The following is a 21609-nucleotide window of genomic DNA, read 5'->3' on the forward strand; positions in this document are numbered from 1 at the left end:
TTGCCGCCAAGCTTTGGACACTCATATCTTACCAAGGGGCTTTTTTATATTCAAACCTCATATTTCTTCATTACAGGAATGCTGCCCGTTAGTGGAACATGGAAAAGGAGTCGCAACTACAACTCCTTTTTCGATTAAGCACCCAATAGTTTAAGTAAAACCTTCACAAATTCCATTGAATCATTTCATAATGCTTTCTTTTTTCGCGAGGTCATGGAACGATTTTTACGTTTATCATTGCCCCCTAATTCCCTATTCCCTTTATAGTTTCTCCTTGATTTCTCTTGTACCTTTATTTTAGGCTTATTAGCATATCGCGGCGTCTCGGAAGTTAACTGAACAGGAACTTCCCTTTGTTCCTTGGACAACAATTTCAAGGCAACCGAAACTAACGCGATCGAATCGTACTGATCGAGCAATTCACCTGCTGCATGTTTAAACGGTGTGTACTGCTCCTCTTCAACCAATTGAATCATCTTTTCTACTGCCGCTTGCTGTATAGACTCCCTTGCCTCTGCTACCGTCGGGATTGATTTGCGCTGGATATTTCCTTTCGAGGCTTTTTCAATATTGCGGATTTGTCCGGTTTCCCTTGGTGTAGCAAATGTAATAGCTAAACCTGTTTTTCCTGCTCTCCCCGTTCGTCCGATTCGGTGAACATAACTTTCCGGGTCTTGAGGAATGTCAAAATTGTAGACGTGGGTAACTCCTGAAACATCAATTCCCCTCGCAGCCACATCGGTCGCCACTAAAATATCAATGTTTCCCTCACGAAATTTATTCATCACAACATCTCGCTGTCGTTGATCTAAATCCCCATGCAATCCATCAGCAAGATACCCTCTTTTATTCAATGCATCACTTAATTCATCCACGCGTCGTTTTGTTCTTCCAAAAATCACGGCTAATTCTGGGTTATCTACGTCTAACAGACGGCAAAGCACTTCAAATTTATCCCGTTCATTAACCTCGTAATAAATTTGCTTAACAGTTGGAGAGGTAACTTCCTTCGCTTTCATCTTTACTAACTCTGGCTCGTTCATAAATCTTTCCGCTAGGTTTTGAATCGGTTTTGGCATGGTTGCGGAGAACAGCAAGGTTTGTTTTTCTTCAGGGGTCTCTTTTAGGATTCGTTCGATATCCTCCAGAAAGCCCATATCTAACATTTCATCAGCTTCATCCAAAACCACGACTGAGATGCGATCTAACTTTAGCGTTTTACGTTTAATGTGGTCTAAAAGTCTACCGGGTGTTCCAGTAATAACGTGCGGACCCTTTTTTAATGCCTTAATTTGGCGATCTATCGACTGCCCTCCATAAATAGGGAGAGAGATTATACCCATGTACTTCGCCAATCGATTAATCTCTTCTGAAACCTGAATAGCTAATTCTCTTGTAGGTGCAATTGCAATCGCCTGAACATGTTTTTTGCTTGTATCCACTTTCTCCAAGATTGGTATGGAAAAGGCAGCCGTCTTTCCGGTACCTGTTTGTGCTTGACCTATAATGTCCTTCCCCGTCAAAGCTATGGGAATGGCTTTCTCTTGAATAGGAGACGCTTCTTCAAATCCCATATCCGTAATCGCTCTTTTAATGGGTTCACTAATGCCCATTTCCTGAAATGTTGTCATACTCAAAAACCCCTTCTATGCGTTTACTATTTTTCATATTGGACTAAACTTCTTGATTGAATGCACATCTGTATTGATTTTTACAGGCTAATTTCCATTTGATTTGACTTTACATGTACCCCACTAATTAGTGAGTTGGTAAAAAAAACAGACTCTTAAAATAAGAGTCTGTACTTCTCTTCTTATAATTAAGCCCTATGAACGTTTGAAGCTTGAGGTCCACGTTGACCTTGCTCAACATCAAAAGTCACTGCTTGACCTTCTTCAAGTGTTTTATATCCTTCGCCTTGAATCGCTGAGAAATGAACGAATACATCGTCTCCACCTTCACGTTCGATGAATCCGAAACCTTTTTCGCCGTTAAACCATTTTACTTTACCTTTTTCCACTATTTGTTGCCTCCCTATAAAATTCACACAATTGTTAATGGATTGTAACATGACCAAGATGTTTAAGGAATCTTGGTATGGTCATATTATTACCTATTTGAATAAAAGATTATTCAGTATTTAGTATTCATACGCAACCATCCAAGAAGGGATGGTTAGGAAAAGAAGTGTTGTTATACATCAAACCAATATGGAAAAAATTTGAGTGTTCGTATGCCTAAGATTAAACTATAATTGAACTAGGTGAAGGGATAGAATCCATTCGTTATAAAGGGCATGATATGTGTTTTTAAATGTAAGTAACGAACAATTAGTGGATATCTATCTTAGTTCACTAAAAACTTGATTTAGATAAAGATTTTATAAGTTTGCTGGAGTTGAGAGGGATTGAAATAGAAAAACCTTAAAGGTAAAAAGAGTGGTGTGACCCATAGCTTTTTACATTTTGTGTAATTTGTTAATATCCCTTGGTATTCGCTTACAAGTGAAATGTTAGTAAATGAGTAAAAAAATATAGCGGATGGTTCCGAAGCTCTTCACTGCATATTTATAAAGCCAATAAATTAAAATTTTATTTCAAATCAGTAAATGAAACCCCGTATAACATACATACGTTAATATCCAAGTGCATTAAATAAAGAAAATAAGGCTAAGAGTTGAGAACTTATGTACGCTATGTTACAACTAAGGTACGTCCCATAGGGATTGTATAAAGGAGTGTTTATAAAAATGAATAAAACAGAATTAGTTAATCAAGTAGCTACATCTGCAGAACTTACACAGAAAGAAGCATCCAAAGCAGTAGATGCCGTTTTTGACACTGTTTTAGAAGCATTAAAAAATGGTGATAACGTTCAATTGATTGGATTTGGTAGCTTTGAGGTCCGTGAACGTGCAGCTCGTACAGGAAGAAATCCACAAACTGGAGAAGAAATTCAGATAGCAGCTGGAAAAGTTCCTGCCTTCAAGCCTGGCAAGGCGTTAAAAGATGCAGTTAAATAATTAAAGAGTTAAAGACAAATTAGGACATTCCCTAATTGTATGCTACACTTGGTTTACCATTTGATTTACTGTTTTCCATGTTCCCTACTTATTTATAAGTGGGGTTCCTGTTTATAAAAAATAAAAGGCAGACTCCAAAATAAGAGCCTACCTTCCCTGTTTTGTAAAATTAAGCAGCCTTACGTACGTTTGAAGCTTGAGGTCCACGTTGACCTTGCTCAACATCAAAAGTCACCGCTTGACCTTCTTCAAGTGTTTTATAGCCTTCGCCTTGAATCGCTGAGAAATGAACGAATACATCGTCTCCACCTTCACGTTCGATGAATCCGAAACCTTTTTCGCCATTAAACCATTTTACTTTACCTTTTTCCATTTGTATTGCCTCCTAGTGTGTAAACACACACAATTTAATACTATCCTTGCTCTCAGTGATCATCAAGACGAAAAGTTACAAATCCTTTACACCGAACAAAAATAATTCTTTTTAATCATACCATTTTTTGTAAAAATTAGCAAGAGACAGAAAAATCGATTGAGCTACCTAATTCTTTATGATAATCATTGCCGTATATTTTGTATCAGGATTCACTCCATATTCTGTGTGCATGCTTACAGCAAGAGGAACAGCATTTATTTAACATCTATAAGCTTTCCTTCCTCTAATGAGCCAAGAAAATCATTAACTACCCGGATAAGTTCTGCGAAGTCTGTACTTTGAAAACCTTTTGCCTCATACATAAATTTATTCCTCCCTTCATCTTATATTTATACACAAAAGGCATATTCTCCTATAAGAACTCCTATTATTTAAAATCCTTTCACCCGTCTTATTTGTTTGTAATATTCATGTACTTTTGTTTTTCAACTATTCTTTCTCGTTTTAATCACACCCTAAAGTCCACTTGTATAAGACATAATTCCACGTAATAAACCTTTTTACCTTCTTCAAGTAACCTGCCCCCGTTAGCTCAACAATAAAAAAGACCGCCGCAGCGATCCTTTCTTTAACTCTTGCACCCGTTAGCTTAATAAAGATAGCCTAAAAAATCTAGATCTCCTTCGCGCCAACCATACTTACCAACTTCTTTAATCATTAATCCCTCAATTACTTCATAACCTACACCCCTTGTAATTTGACTTTCATGGTCAATTTTTAACCATTTACATTTGTTCGTAACTGACCTGTATCCATTTTTTAAATACAACGTTTCGTTGTCAGCAAATAACAATAAAAAATCAATATTTCTATTGCAACAAAACTGTTCAATTTCTAAAAGTAACATCGAACCTATCCCCTGTGAGCGAGTGTTTTGGGTGACACATAAATCAATTAGACCAAGCACTCTTATAGGATTTCCATTAAGATTCATCACTCTGTAATCTATTCCTACCTGTCCTACAAGTTGATTTTTTTGGTTAAAAGCTACAAATCTAAAATGGGGTAATTGTTTAAAATAAATTCTGTTTTTTGGAAAGTCTTCTTGAAAACATTCGCTTAACAATTCTTGTATATTTGAAGTTAAATCATTACCCATCTCATAATCAAATACCATATCTATCTTCACATTATCTACTCCAATTATCTTCATTAGGGCAGCCCCTGTCTTCTTGAACTAAAGCACCCGTTACTTTAAGTGTAATGTTTCACAATTCTACTTAAAAAAAGGCTCTGTCGTACATTAGGGGTCATTTTGCGTTAAACTAAAACCGTTTTAAAAAAACGGTTTTGTGATAAAGCTTGTTTAGTTGCTAAATCATGTTACTGCATAAGGGATTTCACTTCGGATTCAATGCGTAATCTGTAAAAAACTTGCAACCATGCAGGCTGTAATTCAATTTCAGGGAAAATTTTCTCTAATCTTCTTTTGCCTACACGCTTATCAAGTATTGCAAACAATCTAACAATGGGGCTTTCATTAACCAAACTTTCTTCAATACTGTGATTTTGATAATAGTAGAAAGCTTCGTAAAATCCATACTGGTCAAACCCTCCAAAGTTTTCCGTTTCCAAGTGAATTCTATCCCAATATTCCCACCAAGGCATATCCTCCATATTCGGAATTACGACACTCTTTTTTGCCTCAACTCTTTTGTTCTGCCAGTCGAAAAAACAGGATTTAAAACCTTCTTTACCGTCAATCCGAATAGCCACCCTTCCTTCTTGATCGTGAGACTTTCGATACCGGGTAGCGAAATACTGAATTCTTCCTTTAAGCGATTCGCAAATATTATCTTGTTCAAGAATTTTACGCATCTTACTCCATGATTGCCCCAAAATAACGACTCCTTACATAAACAGAATATAATCTTTCCTCACTTTAAAAATTGTTCTAGCTTTTAAAGTTGTTTTTTGCATATAAAAAATATCCATCATTTCTATGTTCATGTTCAACTAACGCACCCGTTGAAGAACAAAAGTAGTGAAATGGCAGTGGTTAACTTTGCTTAATTATAATTTTTTCGATAAAATCCACGCACTCCACTGCTAATGTATTTAATATATAATCTATTGCTTGATGTCCGCCATTCCCCAAATCAATATGGACTTTGTACTTTCCCCTTATTTTCTTAAATTCTCCTAAATAGTTGATAAATTCACCATTTGTTCTTTTCAAATCATTCCAATTACATATTGCTTTATTAAATGTGTTTTTTAAAATTTGACTATTATCATCACTTTTATTTTTACTTACACTTATTTCAAAGGAAACATCTGTTTCGAGATAACCTGAATATTCCACTACAAATGGATATGAAGTTGTGTCAACAACTTTTGTCTTTTTCTTGCTACCTATTTTTAATGAACTAACTGGGAAATCCTCGCTCCAACTGAATGTTATATCTATATCCTCAACATTATCACTTGGTAGAACATTCTTTTTAACAGAAGAACTCCATTTGACTGTAACATCTCTTCCAAAACTACTCCAATCTATAACCATCCCCGTTAAAAAGCCATTCCCATTACTATTAAAAATCACCTTATCTTCGTTAATAAAGAGTACACATACACAGTTAGCAATGGGTTCCTCCAAAAGTTTACTGCCGCTTTCTGTAAGTTGACTTGTCATCTTCGAAGCAAATGATGGATGAAACTCATATTCATCGTATGCAACCGTTATTAATTCAAATTCTTTATATTTTACCATTGTTCTCTCCTTACTAAGAAAAAACCTCAACATCACCAATTATTAAATTATCCAAACAATTTTATCAAAATTCTTTGTTCAACTAAACTGCCCTGTTAGTTTAAGTGAAAATATTCACAATTTCCTAAATTGAAAAATCCTTTGCTTTTGCTAAAAAAGATTATTTTGCCGAGTTTCTTCTATTATATATTGATAATTTTCTCTTCTCTTTCATACTCCTTAACTAACTTATAAAAAGTGGTCTTTTTAACCCCTATTTTTTGCATGGCCTGTACAGCTGTCATCTCTCCCGATTTCCATCGATAATAGGCTTGTTTAAAATCTTCAGTAATGGTAGATTTGGGTCGACCAAATGCAACACCTTTTTGCAAAGCCACATCAATTCCTTCACGTTGCCGTTTTCGAATTCGTTCTCGTTCTTCTTGTGCCATCCAGGAAAGGATCTGTAAAACTAAATCAGCTATGAAGGTCCCCAAGCTATCCTTATACTGTGTCGTGTCCAATAATGGCATGTCTAAAACGACGATGTCCGCCTGAATATTTTTAGTAATATCATTCCACTCATGAACAATCTCTTCTTTATTCCGTCCAAAACGATCAAGTGAATGGATATAAAGAATATCCCCTTTCCGAATGATGCGTTTCAACAATTGATACTGGACACGGTCAAAATCTTTTCCACTTTGTTTATCCATAAAAATATCACGTTGGTCGACTCCCATTTTTTTCATGGCTTCAAGTTGTCGACCTTCATTTTGATCTTTGCTGCTAACTCGTATGTACCCAAATTTCCGAACGTCCATATTTTTCTCCCTTTCCGGTTCATTCTATCTCTTATTCTACCAAAAACGTTCGTAAAAGTGGTTAGAAAATCCCGAACGTTCAAAAATGTTTTTTACACTTAAACGAACGTAAAAAACGGCACTTTTTGAGCAAAAATAAACCGTTCGTAAAAGTGTACTTTTACGAACGGGTTTACAATAAGAAATAACCTTACTACTCTTTTATCTACTTAACACTTTTAGCTTTTCTCTCGTTTGTTTCGCGGCTTCAACCATCACCTTCAGTGCTTCAACCGTTTCATTAATACCGCGTGTTTTTAAACCACAATCAGGATTAATCCAAAACAGCCTTTTATCAAGTACTTGAAGGGCACGATCAATGTTTCTTACCAGCTCTTCAAGCTTTGGTACACGTGGACTATGAATGTCATATACACCAAGACCGATGCCTTTGTCATACGTATTTTCTTCAAAGGCATGAATTAATTCACCATGACTTCTTGATGTTTCAATTGAAATAACATCAGCATCGAGTGCTTTAATAGCATCGATAATCTCTTCGAAGTCTGAATAACACATATGAGTGTGAATTTGTGTATCATTTCGCACTGAGGTTGTTGCAAGTTTAAATGCATAAACCGCAGCGTTCAGATAGCTTTCCCAGTTTTCGCGCTTCAATGGCAGCCCTTCGCGAATTGCCGGCTCATCGACTTGAATCATACGGATTCCATTTGCCTCAAGTGTTGCCACTTCTTTTCGAAGCGCAAGTGCAATTTGATTAGCAACATCATAGCGTGAAATATCATCGCGTACAAACGACCAATTTAAAATGGTTATTGGACCTGTTAACATCCCTTTTACCGCCTTTGTTGTTAACGATTGTGCATATACGGTTTCCGCTACTGTCATGGGTTCGATATAGGCAACGTCACCGTAAATAAGCGGCGGCTTTACACAACGTGACCCATATGACTGAACCCAGCCGAATTTTGTAAATTGGAAGCCTGCTAATTTCTCACCGAAATATTCAACCATATCTGTACGTTCAAACTCTCCATGTACAAACACATCTAGACCAAGATCTTCTTGAATATCAATCCATTTTTTTATTTCTGCTTTTATATATTCTTCATATTGCGCATCGGATAACTCGCCTTTACGCCAATTTAGACGCTGTTTTCGTACTTCTTGTGTTTGTGGGAAGCTTCCAATTGTTGTCGTTGGAAGAAGCGGTAATTGAAACACTTTTGTTTGCAGTTCTTGGCGGACTGTAAATGGTACTTGTCTCTCTGCTTTATACGTATGCAGGTTGCTAATGGCTTCCTGGACTTCTATGTTGTTTCGAACGGATGATTGATTTAATACTTCGATAGCCTGTACACTTGTAGCAATTTCTGTCCGAATCGCTTCTTTTCCTTCTTGTAGCCCTTTTGTAAGGACAACAATTTCATGTAATTTTTCATCAGTAAATGCTAATGCGCCGGTTAAAATCTCATCGAGCGTTTCCTCGTTTTTCACCGTCACAGGCACATGCAGCAAGCTTGATGAAGGTTGCACAATGAGATGATCTTTTGAAACGATTTCTTCAATCTCCTCAAGAATGGAAAACCTATCATCAAGATTCGCACGCCATATGTTACGTCCGTCAATGACTCCAGCCGCAAGCACCTTATCTTTTGGAAAACCATACTTTTTCAAAGCAGCAAGATTCTGACCGGAATCATGTACAAAATCAAGTCCAATTCCTTGAACAGGAAGTGAAATCACATCCTCGTAATGTTCAATACTATCAAAATATGTTTGCAAAATCACCTTTACGTCTGGTGCTGCATCATGCAATGTTTGATAGATATCGTTAAATAACGCAACCTCTTCTTTTGAAATCGATGTAGATAAAATCGGTTCATCAATTTGTACCCACTCTACACCTTCTTTTTGTAATTCACGTAAAATGTCAGCATATAGCGGTACAAATTGATTCACAACTGCTTTAAACTCACTTTCACTATAGCCTTTCGAAAGTTTTACAAAGGTTACAGGTCCTAAGATAACTGGCTTTCCTTCAATATCAAGTTTTTGTTTAGCCTCTTTATAAAATTGAAGGGGACGGTTTTCGACAAGAGTAGGCACTACTCCGTCCAGCTCTGGTACAATATAGTGATAGTTTGTGTTAAACCATTTTGTCATTTCAGATGCAACAGCATCTTTTGTGCCACGCGCTATATCAAAATACGTTTCAAGCGAAACTGTGCCTCCTCCATATTCAAAGCGCTTCGGTACTAGGCCGAACATAACAGCTGTATCAAGTACATGGTCATACAAGCTAAAGTCTCCCACTGGAATCAAGTCAATTCCTTGATCCTTTTGCTTCTGAAGATGCTGTAGCCGAATCTCCTCTATTTGTTTTAAGAATACATCTTTTTCTAGTTTACCTGCCCAAAACTGCTCAAGCGCTTTTTTCCATTCGCGTTTTTCACCAATTCTTGGATAACCTAAATTCGAGCTTTTTACTATATTCACCATATTTTTACACTCCTTGTATGTTTGTATTTTAGTCATCAACTAAAAAATCTCTCTTTTCAAATAGAAAAGAGAGATTAATACGTACAGCTAACTAGAGTTGAGACCTTCTGGTTTTCTCAACACGTATTCATCACTCCCCCTATATCACCGTAGAGTACAAGCGCATACAACAGGCAGGTCTCCTGACTTAGGTTCTCCGCTTCTTATCCCTTCCCATTTCAATATGAAACAGTGGTTCATTGATAAGTCGCTCCCCATCACAGTGGCGGGACCGTGCCGGAATTTCACCGGCCTTCCCTTTTAAGCTGAGTAAATCATTTACACAGCACCTGATGCATTTTGTATGTAATTTTTAAAATTTAACATTGCCTAGACTATCTCTTTGCTGATACCTTCATAAAACAAAAGACCTCCCTATTTGAAAATAGAGAGGTCTTCATCACTTATGGAATCCTCTCTTATTTGTCAAAGCAATATGCTTTGCAGGAATTAGCACCTTTTCAACAAGTTATTGAATGGTTGCCGGGCTTCATAGGGCCAGTCCCTCCACCTCTCTGAATAAGAGTTTTAATATTTTAGAATATTTTATATTTAATAGACATATTAGCATGATAAAAATTAGCTGTCAAAATAATTTTCAAAAAATTATTAAATCAAATTGTTTCTCTGTAAATTTAAATATAGGAAATCCATATGACTTATGCTTCTAGTAAATCATTTTCGTACCAGAACCAAGTCCTAGATATGGAGGTAATACGGAAGACATTAATTTTTTAGAAACAGGATGTTCTAATCGTTCAAGCTGTTCCATATCATCCAACCATTCCACAATCTCACCGCTAGACATCACCGCTAGACGGTCTGAGATGTAATTTACCGCCTGTAAATCATGAGAAATAAAGAGGTATGACAGTTGAAAAGCTTCTTTTAAATCCGCCAAAAGGTTTAATATTTGTACCTGAACAAGAACATCTAAAGCACTTATAGCCTCATCAAGTATAATTAACTTTGGCTTTGATGCAATTGCTCTTGCGATATTTATTCTCTGTAATTGCCCTCCACTGAACTGGTGAGGATATTTATACATATCTTCCGGACATAACCCAACGGTCACCAAAAGATCCTGTACTTTCTTTTTCTCTTGAGCAGTCGTAAGCTTTTCGTAATTTCTTACCGGCTCGGCGATAATCTCTCTTATGGTTAGTCTTGGATTTACAGCGCTATAACAATCTTGAAAGACAACTTGCAGATCTCGCCGTAACTCCTTTAATTCTTTTGATTTTAAACCATAAAGGTTTTTCCCCTGAAACCATACTTCTCCTTGATCAGGTTTTTCAAGTCCCAGAATAATTTTCCCAAGGGTGCTCTTGCCCGATCCACTTTCTCCAACAAGCCCTAAACATACCCCTTCTTCCAGAGTAAGAGAGACGCTTTTAACAGCTTCCACCGTTTTACGCTTCATCCAAACGGAGTTTCCAAGCAAGTATGTTTTCTTAATATCTTTCAGTTCAAGCAGACTCACTTTTTATTCACCTAACTCTTTATTGTAATTTTACACATCGTACTAGATGATCTTTTTCATACTCCTTTAATTCAAGCCGGTTATTTGCACAAGTGTGATCTGCATCCCCGCATCGCTCTATAAACGGACATGCAGTTTCTCTATTTATTAGATTGCGATGAGAAACGCTGACACGCTTTACACTCTTCTCCTTTCTTCTTGTTAATCCAAGTCTGGATTGTAACAAGGCTCGGGTATACGGATGCTTCGGGCGATTGAATAACTTTAACACTGATGCTTTCTCAACGATATACCCGCCATACATTACAGCCACTTCGTCAGCCATTTGAGCAATCACCCCTAAATCATGTGAGACTAGTAAAATACCTGTATTGTATTCATTTCTTAACCTATCCAACTGTTTTAAAATCTGGAGTTGATTTGTCGCATCGAGTGCAGTCGTGGGCTCATCTGCAATAAGGATAGATGGATTTAAAGACATCGTGATCGCAATCATCACACGCTGTAGCATCCCGCCGCTTAGCTGAAACGGATATTGTTTCAGTAAATTCTCTGGATAAGGCAGATCCATCTTTTCTAAATACGCCATGGCCATTTCCCGTGCTTGATGCTTATTGATATGTAAGTGGGTTCTAAGCGTTTCAATAAAATGACACCCGATGTTTCTCACAGGATTAAAGGCGGTCATAGGGTTTTGCATAATCATAGCGATCTCACTGCCCCGTACTTTTCTCACATCTTCTGTTGAACAATTTAGAATATCTTTATTTCTAAACTTAATACTCCCTTCTACCACTTTTGCCTCATCTGGTAAAAGATTTAACAAAGACATACACGTCATCGTTTTCCCTGATCCGCTCTCTCCGACGAGGCCAAACACTTTTCCAGCCTCTAGTTCAAAACTTACGTCATTAACAGTCTGAGTCACCCCATGTGGTGTTGATACAACTATATTTAAATTGTTTACAGTTAGAATAGAATGTTGGCCCATCATCTTCCATTCCCCCTTCTATTCTTTTCTTAGGTCTAAGACATCCCTCAAGGCTTCTCCAAACAAGTTGAAAGCGATCACGACGATTAAGATCATCATACCTGGGTACAGCATCAATGAAGGGTGAGTTCTAAAAAACGGTTTACTATCATTGATCATCATTCCCCACTCAGCCCCTGGTGGCTGTATGCCAAGACCTAGAAATGAGAGACCAGAAATAGCTAAAATAATTCCTCCAATATCCATGAAGGCTAATACGACAACCTGAGATATAATGGTGGGTAATATATGTTTTATGACAATGACTAACGTTGGTGTCCCGCATACTTCGGCCGCTAAGATGAAGTTTTGCTTCTTTACACTGAGAACCATTCCTCGAATGACGCGAGCATAAAAAATCCATTGGACAAGCACCATCGCCAAAATCAGATTGCCAAGACCCGGCCCTAAGATTCCGATCAACGCTAGGGACAGAAGTAAGCTCGGAAATGCCATGAGAATATCGCAAATTCTCATGAAAAGATAATCAACCCAACCACCTCTAAAGCCTGCATAAATACCAATCGGTATACTAATAATCATCGTTAACCCCATGACAAGGAAAGCAGTTCCCAATGAGGTTCGGATCCCGTAGATTAATCGAGACCATATACATCTCCCTAAATGATCGGTCCCCAGCGGAAACTTGGAGGAAGACCCTTGCAGTTTATGAGTGATATCAACTAGATTCGGATCATTAGGAGCCAAAAAAGGGGCAAAAAGAGCCAATAATGTCATGAAGAAAATAATTAAACTGCTGATCATAATGAGCTTATGTGACAGCAGCTTTCGTTTCACATTCTTCAACATTATTTTTTCCCTCCTTCCCATCTTATACGGGGATCCAGGAAAGCATATGTAAGATCTACGAGGAGATTGCATACTACAAAAATTGCACCCATAAACAATAAACAACCCTGAATCATCGGATAATCTCGATTTAAAATAGAAGTGATAAATAGGGATCCCATCCCCGGCCATGCAAAGACGGTTTCAACAATAACGGCTCCGCTTAGCATGTTTCCAAGGCTCATGCCAAGGCCAGTTAACACGGGTAATAAGGATTTTTTTAAGACATGCCTACTAACGATTCGTCTTTCGCGCAACCCTCTCGCTCTAGCATACACTACAAATGGCTCATTCAAATTTTCTAACGTACTAGTGCGAAGCAATCGCATATACGTACCTATATAAGGGAAAGCCAATGTCAAGGAAGGGAGCACTAGATGGGCAAAAGTTCCTCTTCCCAATACGGGAAACAAGTCTAACTTTACCGATAAAAAATAAATTAATAGAAATCCTAACCAAAAAGCAGGCATCGAAACACTGACAAAGGCAATTATTCTGCTAAACTGATCAATCCATTTCCCCCTATAAATAGCAGAAATCATTCCTATAGGTAAACTAATAACAATAATAAAGATGCATGAAGCAAATGCTAATTGAACTGTTGGGAAGAAATGCAGCATGATTTCTTCCCATACAGAATTCTTCGACACATAAGATATCCCTAAATCCAATTGCACCACTTTTATCAACCAATTTACATACTGGATATAAAGGGGCTTGTCCAACCCCAGCTCTGCGCGAAGGGTAGCTACCGCCTCATCTGTTGGAGGAATATGTGACGCCCTTAAGTAAGCTGCGGCCGGATCCCCAGGAGTTAAGTGGAGCAGAATAAAAGTGATAAGAGAAATTCCAAATAATATTGGTAGTAAGCTAGTAACGCGTTTAACAATAAACCAACTCATTTAATACTCCTTTAGCCTTTTGTACATTTCCCCACTTTACTTAACATCAATGGAAGTGAAAGGTACCTCGTAATCTTGAGGCAAGAAATTAACCCCGCTAATATTTTTATGATAAATCGCTACATTAGACTGATACGATATTGGTAAGTAAACAGCTTGTTCGTGCAATGTAGTCAAAATATCTTTATATAACCTATTTCTGTTTTCTTTGTCTGTACTTAATAATACTTCCTTGATTTTTCTATCTAATTCTTTCTTTACTGGTAACCCTGATAGAGCCTTGTGGTCCGGACTTCCACCTTCCGAAGCTGACGTTATAGCAGATAAATAGGAATGTGGATCAAACGGGGCACCCCAGCTTGCCGTAAATAATAAATCAAAATTGCCTTCATTCGCCGTTGTCCAAAAATTCTCTTCTTCCTTACTAGTCAACCTAATATCTATCCCTAGTTTTCTAAACTCACCTTGGGCATATTCTGCGATCGCCTTTTGGATGTTGTCTGTACTAATAAACATTAATTCCAGTTGTAATGTTTCTCCATTCTTCTCTCGAAATGGTTTTCCTTTTACTTGTTTCCATCCCGCCTCATCCAATAATTGTTTCGCTTTTTCTGGATCGTATTCATATGGTTTTACATTAATCTTTGTGTAAGGAATAGTAGGCGCAAACAAAGTGTCAGCCTTTTTTTCCGTCCCGTAAAAGATATGATCGATCACAGCCTGCTTATTAAAAGCATGTTGGAGAGCCAACCGTAATTTGAGGTCTTTGAGCGCTTCTCTGTTCGTATTAAAAAGCAGCGCCCTTGTAGCTGTAGGTTCTGATAATTTGGTTTCATATTTTCCTGATTCCTTCAGGAACTGGAATGAATCCTGGCTAATGACCCCGTTACCAAAAATAAGATCGATTTCATTTTTCTCAAAAGCTAAGACTCTTGACTCACCGTCAGGAATGACTTTAACAACCACCTTATCTATTTTCGGTTTAGTTCCCCAATACTTTTCGTTTCTTGTAAATACAGCCTCTTCATTTTTCTTATATTCGCTTAGTACCCATGGACCTGTGCCAATTGGAGACTTGAGTCCGTCAGCGAAGGTGTTCTGACTGTCAGGAAAAGCAGCTTCACCTACAAATCTTAAAGGTCTGATGTACGTGAGTTCTTGAAGAGTTGGATAATACGGCTTGTGCAAGGTCAGTTTAAATGTATATTCATCCACTACTTCTGTGCTTTTAATTTGATTTATTAATTCCATCCATTCATGTTGTGGGGCATTCGCTAAAACGGTATCAAAGTTCTTCTTGACGATTGCAGCATTAAATAATGAACCATCGGAAAATCTAACATCTTTCCTCAGATGGAACACATATTCTTTTGCATCTTTCGATACTTCCCAACTCTCGGCCAGCCAAGGCTTAATTTCTCCGCCTTCACCGTAGTAAACAAGAGGTTCATAAACCATAGCCTGCGAAAACCATTGATTCGGAAAATACGTATGAGGATTTAAGTCACCAATATCTCCGGACCAGGAAAACGTAAGAACCTTTGATTTATCTTTATCCTTATTTGATCTATTTTCTTCATCATTTGCTGTGTTGCTGCAACCAGTGACAAGGATTGTTAGGAATATTAGTAGTCCAACAAAAGAAATGACGAATTGAGATGGTTTTAAAAACATATTTTCTCACCTTTACTATAGAATTTTAACGATTTAAAAAATGTTGAAATACAAAAAAGCATTTCCAACCAGACTAAAAAGGTCAGAAATGCTTATAGTTTAAGAACAAATTGGTCTTCTAGCACTCTAACACCTCCCCATCTCCCGTAGGTTTATCAGCGTTTTTAGAACGGGCAGGTCTTCTGACTTAGGTTCATTATCTCTATGCGTCTTCCCAGATATTATCCAGTGACTTTTTTGCATATGACTCACCCATACAGCGGCGGGACCGTGTCGGATTTGCACCGACTTCCCTTTTAAGTATTCGTTATTAAACGAATGCACCCATTCCAATACTATATAAAGTTGTTCTTTATGGGACTTTATGTCATTTATTTGAAGAAAGGACAAAAAGTTTACCTAATACAAATTATATTCGTTATTTCAAAATATGCTATACTTTTTTTGACTTTGAATTTTCTAACTGATCCTAGCAAACTATCGGATTTCCTTTGGTTTCCCTTTTTCATATGTATCTTCTTTCCATTTTCTTCACACTTCTCAAAGGAATATCCTATAATACAACCTCTATCATATTTGTACCTTGTTCCAATAGATTAAAGCTGCATGAAAAGGATAAGCCTACTCATATTTACCGTCTTGTACTAGGGGTAAGTCCGAGATAAGTCCAAAAACGGCATGATAGATGTTAATAAATGTAAATTACTGTGTTTAGAAAGATACAACTTACTGAACGTCCTAAATTGGTAAGTGAGATTAATGTCACTTTAGATGTTATTTTGTACCCGTTTTAGTCGCTATTTTGCATGATAAATAATAAATAAAGTAGGAAAACCTTTTTCAAGGCTTCCCCCTTATCAAACCGTACGTGAGTCTGTCTAACAATTGATTCTAAATTAATAAAGATTGAATATATTCAAGATGATTTATGATAAATATAATTAATATCATAAAAATCATGTAAAAAGAGGGCTGAGCCCCATTCAATTATTTCTCATCACTAAAGAGCAATTGTTTGTTATCTGATAAGAACTGCTTAAGACTTATAGGAACGTTACCTGTCAAGTCTTGAACTACTGTAGTTGCTTGTGCGTACTCTCCCTTTGAGGTAGCAATCTCGAAAGAAACTAATCCTTGGATTAAGGCTGCTGGTATTTCAAATGGAAAGTTAGATTTATAAATATCAACCATTTTGTTTGCATCTTGCGGAGTGAATTGAACGCTTTTTCCAGTTACTTCACTAACAATTCGAGCAATATCATTACCAGAGAGCGCTTCTGGCCCGGTAACATCAACTATACGATTCCCAGTAGAAGAAGAAGCAAGCGCAGCGCCTGCTGCAGTGGTGGAATTAGGTTTTCACTATATAAATTATTACGCAATATTGTATAAGACAATCCGCTATTTTTAATCATTTCTTCAGTAGTATAATGAGAATCAGCAATTAAATTTGCTGATTCGACAAGCCGGAAACACTTACTGAGGCTTTTGCCGGTGCACAACGTCTACTTATGATTAGTTATCTGCTTGGCTACGATAACTCCCGGGAAGAAAATTCCGAGAGTTTTTCAGGATCTCTTGTAGTTGCAATAATTTTGGCCCTTGTAGTTATCAAGTAACCATTCGACTATCGGACGGCCCAAGTGCCCACTTGCTCCGTAACTAATACTGTTTCATTTCATATTCCCCCTATATTTTTTTAACATTTATCCTGCGATACTGGTCTTCTTACGAAGAATAGTATGAATAATTAATCTTCAATTTTCCCTACAACACCCGCACCTACTGTACGACCACCTTCACGAATAGAAAATTTAGTTCCTACTTCAATCGCAACTGGTGCAATTAATTCTACCTCAATCGTTAGATTGTCACCGGGCATAACCATTTCGGTTCCTTCAGGAAGTTCAATTACACCGGTAACATCTGTTGTACGGAAGTAAAATTGAGGACGATAGTTTTTAAAGAACGGTGTATGACGACCACCTTCTTCTTTAGACAAAATATAAACTTCACCTTTAAATTTTGTATGAGGTGTAATACTATTTGGTTTTGCTAATACTTGTCCGCGATCGATGCTATTACGGTTCACACCACGAAGAAGCAAACCAACGTTTTCTCCTGCTTCCCCAAAATCAAGTGTTTTACGAAACATTTCAATCCCCGTTACAATAGATTTTGTCGTTTCTGGAGCAAGACCAACTATTTCGACTTCATCTCCCACTTTTACAATGCCACGATCAATACGTCCACTGGCAACAGTACCACGGCCGGTAATAGTAAAGACATCCTCGATTGGCATTAAAAATGGTTTATCAGTTTCACGAATAGGTGTTGGTATATAGGAATCTACTGTATCCATTAAATCCAAAATCACTTGTTCAGCTTCAGAGTTTCCTTCTAAAGCTTTTAATGCTGAACCTCTAATCACTGGAATATCATCACCAGGATAACTGTATTCAGAAAGCAACTCACGGATTTCCATTTCTACTAATTCAATAAGTTCTTCATCATTTACTAAGTCTGTTTTATTTAGAAATACAATTAAATGTTCAACTCCAACTTGGCGAGATAAGAGAATATGTTCACGTGTTTGGGGCATTGGACCATCTGTAGCTGATACTACAAGGATAGCCCCATCCATTTGAGCAGCCCCAGTAATCATATTTTTAACATAGTCCGCATGCCCTGGTGCATCAATATGAGCATAGTGTCGTTTTTCGGTTTCATATTCGACGTGTGCAGTATTAATGGTAATTCCACGTTCGCGTTCTTCAGGTGCCGCATCAATGCTTGCATAGTCTTGTGCGTTCGCTAACCCCTTCTTTGCTAAAACGGTAGTGATAGCAGCTGTTAAAGTCGTTTTCCCATGGTCAACGTGACCGATTGTCCCAATGTTAACATGCTCTTTATTTCTTTCATAATGTTGCTTTTTCATAATGATTACTAACCCCCTTGAGTTTCATTTTTTTGCATTTTGTTTATTCGACCATTTCTAATCTTTATTAACCTTGGCTTCTGTTATATGCTAGAATGGCTATTCAGTAAGCAATATACTTTTTATATCTGCCACGTATAAAAAATCTGTTAATGATTCTATCAAAGGATCCATATCTTGAAGTACAGCACGATATCTTTCACTATTCTTCATAGTATCCAATGTTTCTTTATCCCTCCAAATGCTTACTACACCAAAAAAGGGATTGTCATTTTCAATACTGGGCTCTAAGAAATATACACTAACACAGCCTGCATCTTGATTAATAGGAACGAGTACTTCCCGTCCTATTTGCCGTAATTGTTCCTCCATTCCAGCTTTACAACCGATATTTACCACTCTAACAAACATAAAATCTCTCCTAAAATTACTTATTCAAATAAAATATTTTTAACCAGAACTAAATCTTTACTATTAAATTGCTTTACTAAACTTCGATTCTCTTAACAATCAATATTTATAGGACAACCCTTTCTTTTAACCAAGAATCAATTTTAGTAAGACAATCATTTGTAGAAGTATTATTAAGCGCTTGATGTAAAGAAGCAAGTGTTGTACGTTTTAAGACAGATTGCCAAGCATGTTCAGCTTCTTCCATTACATCGGATAGTAAGCAGGTTTTGTTTTCTGCTAATTGGAACATTGCATGAAAAACCCCATTTGAATGATAAAGAGATTCCACACCTTCTACTGCAACATACACATCATATATTTGAATGTCTTCAGGAGTAGCTAGTAATCGAAATCCACCTTTTACACCTGGCACTGAAGAAACAAGCCCTGCTTGTACAAGTTTTCTCATTAACTTTTGAAGATAAGTTGAAGAAACGTGTAGTTTTTCACTTAATGATTCACCTGATAACATGGCATGTTTAGGCAAACGATTAAGCAACAAAAGAGCATATACAGCTTGTTCCAAACCTGTCTTTATCTTCATACATCATCATTCTTTTTTAAGGATTGCTTTTGTTGTTCTCTTTTCAATTTTTCAGGTGTAACATCATTACCAAGAGGGTCTAAGATGGTTAACCCTGAAAATGTGTGTAGTATTTGTCCTCGAATTATTTGAAGATATTCTTGACGTAATTCTTGTTGTTCTTTTTTTTCTTTTTGTGTTAAACCAGCTTCGCGTTGTTTTTTAGCTAAAATGTTAATTCTGTTTAAAATTGGGATCATTTATTTTTCCACCTTTCTTTCTATAGAAGTTCTTTTGCAAGCAATCGGTAAGACTGTAGTCTTGCTTCATGGCTATGACTGATTGTTCCAATCACAGCTTCGTTAATACCAAACTTCTCATCATGTTCACGTAACGTATTTGCAACATCTTTTGCGCTACCTACAAGGAATCGTTTACGGTTCTTCTGTATCTGTATTTTATCCATTTCAGTATAAGAATAATTTAATGCTTCTTCAGGCGATACTATTTGAAATGGCATCCCTTTATCTAAAAATAATAAATTTAAATCTAGACTAGCTGCATGATATTCAGCTTCTTCAGCTGTTTCTGCCACCATCACGAAATAACCAACATTTATCTGAGGAGAAGGCATAAATTCTGATGGGGTAAAATTATCTCTGTAAGCATCAAGCATTGAAGATGATAAACCACCGCTAATGAATTGAGCAAAAGAATATCCAATACCAAATCGTCCTGCTTGTGCAGCACTGCTTCCACTAGATCCTAATAACCATACTTCAGGTAATGGGGCACCTGCTGGTGCAGCTAAAGTTCGACTATATATATGGTCAGTAGGCATCGTCTCTGTCATAAACATCATCGTTTCCATTAGCTTATCGTACGAATTAAACACATTTGGCTGCCTTCCTTCATGTAATGAAAGAGTCGAAAAACGATCGCCACCAGGTGCACGACCTACACCAAAATCAATTCTGTTTGGATATAAAGTTGTCAACGTTTTAAATACTTCTGCCATTTTTAATGGTGAATAATGCATAAGCATTATGCCACCAGATCCAACACGAATTTGATTTGTAACTGATGCAATGTGAGCAATCATTATTTCAGGTGAAGCACTAGCTAAATTTGAAGAGCCGTGATGTTCGGAATACCATATTCTGTTGTAACCTAAATCATCTACTAATTTAGCTAACTCAATAGTATTTTGTAGTGTTTTATGGGAAGTTTGCCCATTTGAAATTGGAGTTTGATCCAAAACGCTTAATTTCATAAAAAAACCTTCTTTCGTAGTTAATATAGATAATTAATATCCGTAATTAGAGCATTTTTCATTTCTATATTGATTTAATAAAAAGTCGTATAGACCTAATAGCTTGCAATTCTTTGTCTATAGAATAACGAGTAGGGATACAAGTATTACAAGAATCTTCCTAGTTAAGAAACTTTTCTTGCGCCCTTAATGTTTGGGGAATCGATTTATCAATCGTCCCCCTGGTATAAAAAATATTTGTAAATTAGTGATGATTAAAGATTTCCATTCCAGTAAGTTACTTCGTCAACACCTAACCTTACAGATGGGAATCCTGGCTCTCTTGCTTTACCAACAGCAATCATTAAGATGTTAACTAATTTTTCTGGAACGTTAAATTCCTTACGGAACTCTTCAATGTTGTAACCAAGCATAGGAACTGTATCGTATCCTCTTGCCTTTGCAGCTAGCATAAGTTGCATGGCTACCAGACCACCATCAAGCATTTGCCACTCTTTTTTTATTTGTTCACTTACGGAACCGTAATAATCTTGCACACTGTTGTTAATTCTGTCTTTAATTTCTTCCGGCATATAACCAGCATCTACAGCTCTTTGATTGATTTTATCAGCATTCTCCACTGTATAAGCATTCATATCTCCTAACACCACAATAACTGCGGATGCATCAACCACTTGTTGTTGTCCTGAAGCCATCGGAAGGAGTTTCTCTTTAATAGCTGGTTCGGTAAAGACCATAAAACGCCAAGGATTTAGATTTGTTCCACTTGGTGCGAGAATAGCCTCCCCAAGAAGTTCTTTGATTTCTTCCTTAGTGATTTTAACTGAAGGATCATATAAGCGGACGGATCGACGTTCGCGAATCACATCATAGAAATTTGCAGTACGATTTAATGTTTTCATATTTTTACTACCTCCATCATTTATGAAATGTAACTTATATATGAACGAATATTTAATGTGTAAGATC

At 37.0% G+C, this 21609-nt stretch carries 21 protein-coding genes and 3 riboswitches; of the genes, 1 reads left to right on the top strand and 20 read right to left on the bottom strand.

Annotated features, from left to right (window positions below; all coding sequences use genetic code 11):
- Window positions 1-185: 185 nt before the first annotated feature.
- Window positions 186-1631, bottom strand: a complete 1446-nt coding sequence (gene cshA, locus PH210_RS28785) for a degradosome RNA helicase CshA (protein ID WP_289990043.1) — start codon at window positions 1629-1631, stop codon at window positions 186-188.
- Between the two features lie 188 nt (window positions 1632-1819).
- Entirely contained in the window at window positions 1820-2020 is a 201-nt protein-coding gene (locus PH210_RS28790; RefSeq protein WP_289990045.1) for a cold-shock protein, read from the bottom strand.
- Window positions 2021-2749: 729 nt separating this feature from the next.
- On the opposite strand from PH210_RS28790, the gene hbs reads away from it, so the two are divergent.
- A complete protein-coding gene (hbs, locus tag PH210_RS28795) occupies window positions 2750-3022 on the top strand; it encodes a non-specific DNA-binding protein Hbs (protein ID WP_289990047.1) in 273 nt (90 codons plus the stop codon).
- A gap of 169 nt (window positions 3023-3191) precedes the next feature.
- Here hbs and PH210_RS28800 read toward each other — a convergent pair whose 3' ends face one another.
- From PH210_RS28800 to PH210_RS28885, 18 genes are all read right to left on the bottom strand, one after another.
- On the bottom strand, window positions 3192-3395 hold the full coding sequence (locus tag PH210_RS28800; protein ID WP_289990049.1) for a cold-shock protein: 204 nt from the start codon (window positions 3393-3395) through the stop codon (window positions 3192-3194).
- Between the two features lie 652 nt (window positions 3396-4047).
- Window positions 4048-4611: a GNAT family N-acetyltransferase gene (locus PH210_RS28805; protein ID WP_289990051.1), complete on the bottom strand. Its 564-nt coding sequence runs from the start codon at window positions 4609-4611 to the stop codon at window positions 4048-4050.
- 170 nt (window positions 4612-4781) lie between these two features.
- A complete protein-coding gene (locus PH210_RS28810) occupies window positions 4782-5297 on the bottom strand; it encodes an SF0329 family protein (protein ID WP_289990053.1) in 516 nt (171 codons plus the stop codon).
- Between the two features lie 160 nt (window positions 5298-5457).
- The gene (locus PH210_RS28815; RefSeq protein WP_289990054.1) at window positions 5458-6171 is read right to left on the bottom strand and encodes a hypothetical protein; all 714 of its coding nucleotides are present in this window, start codon (window positions 6169-6171) and stop codon (window positions 5458-5460) included.
- A gap of 182 nt (window positions 6172-6353) precedes the next feature.
- Window positions 6354-6974, bottom strand: coding sequence for a recombinase family protein (locus PH210_RS28820; RefSeq protein ID WP_289990056.1), 621 nt, complete (start codon window positions 6972-6974; stop codon window positions 6354-6356).
- A gap of 201 nt (window positions 6975-7175) precedes the next feature.
- Window positions 7176-9476 carry a 5-methyltetrahydropteroyltriglutamate--homocysteine S-methyltransferase gene (metE, locus tag PH210_RS28825; protein ID WP_289990057.1) on the bottom strand — a complete coding sequence of 767 codons (2301 nt, stop codon included), beginning with the start codon at window positions 9474-9476 and terminating at the stop codon, window positions 7176-7178.
- Between the two features lie 155 nt (window positions 9477-9631).
- Window positions 9632-9824, bottom strand: a riboswitch (cobalamin riboswitch).
- A 107-nt stretch (window positions 9825-9931) separates the two neighbouring features.
- A riboswitch (SAM riboswitch) is annotated at window positions 9932-10041 on the bottom strand.
- Window positions 10042-10182: 141 nt separating this feature from the next.
- Window positions 10183-10998 (bottom strand): nickel import ATP-binding protein NikE, encoded by an 816-nt coding sequence (gene nikE / locus PH210_RS28830; protein WP_289990059.1) that lies wholly within the window; start codon window positions 10996-10998, stop codon window positions 10183-10185.
- Between the two features lie 19 nt (window positions 10999-11017).
- Window positions 11018-11992, bottom strand: coding sequence for an ABC transporter ATP-binding protein (locus PH210_RS28835; protein ID WP_289990062.1), 975 nt, complete (start codon window positions 11990-11992; stop codon window positions 11018-11020).
- A 15-nt stretch (window positions 11993-12007) separates the two neighbouring features.
- Entirely contained in the window at window positions 12008-12838 is an 831-nt protein-coding gene (gene nikC / locus PH210_RS28840) for a nickel transporter permease (protein WP_289990064.1), read from the bottom strand.
- Window positions 12838-13779 (bottom strand): nickel ABC transporter permease, encoded by a 942-nt coding sequence (gene nikB, locus PH210_RS28845; RefSeq protein WP_289990066.1) that lies wholly within the window; start codon window positions 13777-13779, stop codon window positions 12838-12840. The genes nikC and nikB overlap by 1 nt, the downstream gene beginning before the upstream one ends.
- A 36-nt stretch (window positions 13780-13815) precedes the next feature.
- A complete protein-coding gene (gene nikA, locus PH210_RS28850) occupies window positions 13816-15453 on the bottom strand; it encodes a nickel ABC transporter substrate-binding protein (protein ID WP_289990067.1) in 1638 nt (545 codons plus the stop codon).
- A gap of 155 nt (window positions 15454-15608) precedes the next feature.
- A riboswitch (cobalamin riboswitch) is annotated at window positions 15609-15796 on the bottom strand.
- Window positions 15797-16440: 644 nt separating this feature from the next.
- Window positions 16441-16644: a hypothetical protein gene (locus PH210_RS28855; RefSeq protein ID WP_289990068.1), complete on the bottom strand. Its 204-nt coding sequence runs from the start codon at window positions 16642-16644 to the stop codon at window positions 16441-16443.
- 559 nt (window positions 16645-17203) lie between these two features.
- Window positions 17204-18391 carry an elongation factor Tu gene (gene tuf / locus PH210_RS28860; protein ID WP_289990071.1) on the bottom strand — a complete coding sequence of 396 codons (1188 nt, stop codon included), beginning with the start codon at window positions 18389-18391 and terminating at the stop codon, window positions 17204-17206.
- A 99-nt stretch (window positions 18392-18490) separates the two neighbouring features.
- Complete coding sequence (locus PH210_RS28865; protein ID WP_289990073.1) at window positions 18491-18802, bottom strand: putative quinol monooxygenase; 312 nt, start codon at window positions 18800-18802, stop codon at window positions 18491-18493.
- 106 nt (window positions 18803-18908) lie between these two features.
- Window positions 18909-19388, bottom strand: coding sequence for an RrF2 family transcriptional regulator (locus tag PH210_RS28870; RefSeq protein ID WP_289990076.1), 480 nt, complete (start codon window positions 19386-19388; stop codon window positions 18909-18911).
- Window positions 19385-19627, bottom strand: a complete 243-nt coding sequence (locus tag PH210_RS28875) for a DUF896 domain-containing protein (RefSeq protein WP_289990078.1) — start codon at window positions 19625-19627, stop codon at window positions 19385-19387. The genes PH210_RS28870 and PH210_RS28875 overlap by 4 nt, the downstream gene beginning before the upstream one ends.
- A gap of 20 nt (window positions 19628-19647) precedes the next feature.
- Entirely contained in the window at window positions 19648-20640 is a 993-nt protein-coding gene (locus PH210_RS28880; RefSeq protein WP_289990080.1) for an LLM class flavin-dependent oxidoreductase, read from the bottom strand.
- Between the two features lie 254 nt (window positions 20641-20894).
- Complete coding sequence (locus PH210_RS28885) at window positions 20895-21542, bottom strand: nitroreductase family protein (protein ID WP_289990082.1); 648 nt, start codon at window positions 21540-21542, stop codon at window positions 20895-20897.
- Window positions 21543-21609 lie beyond the last annotated feature (67 nt).

Source organism: Paenibacillus sp. BSR1-1, assembly GCF_030403775.1.
Classification (GTDB): Bacteria; Bacillota; Bacilli; order Bacillales; family Cytobacillaceae; genus Neobacillus.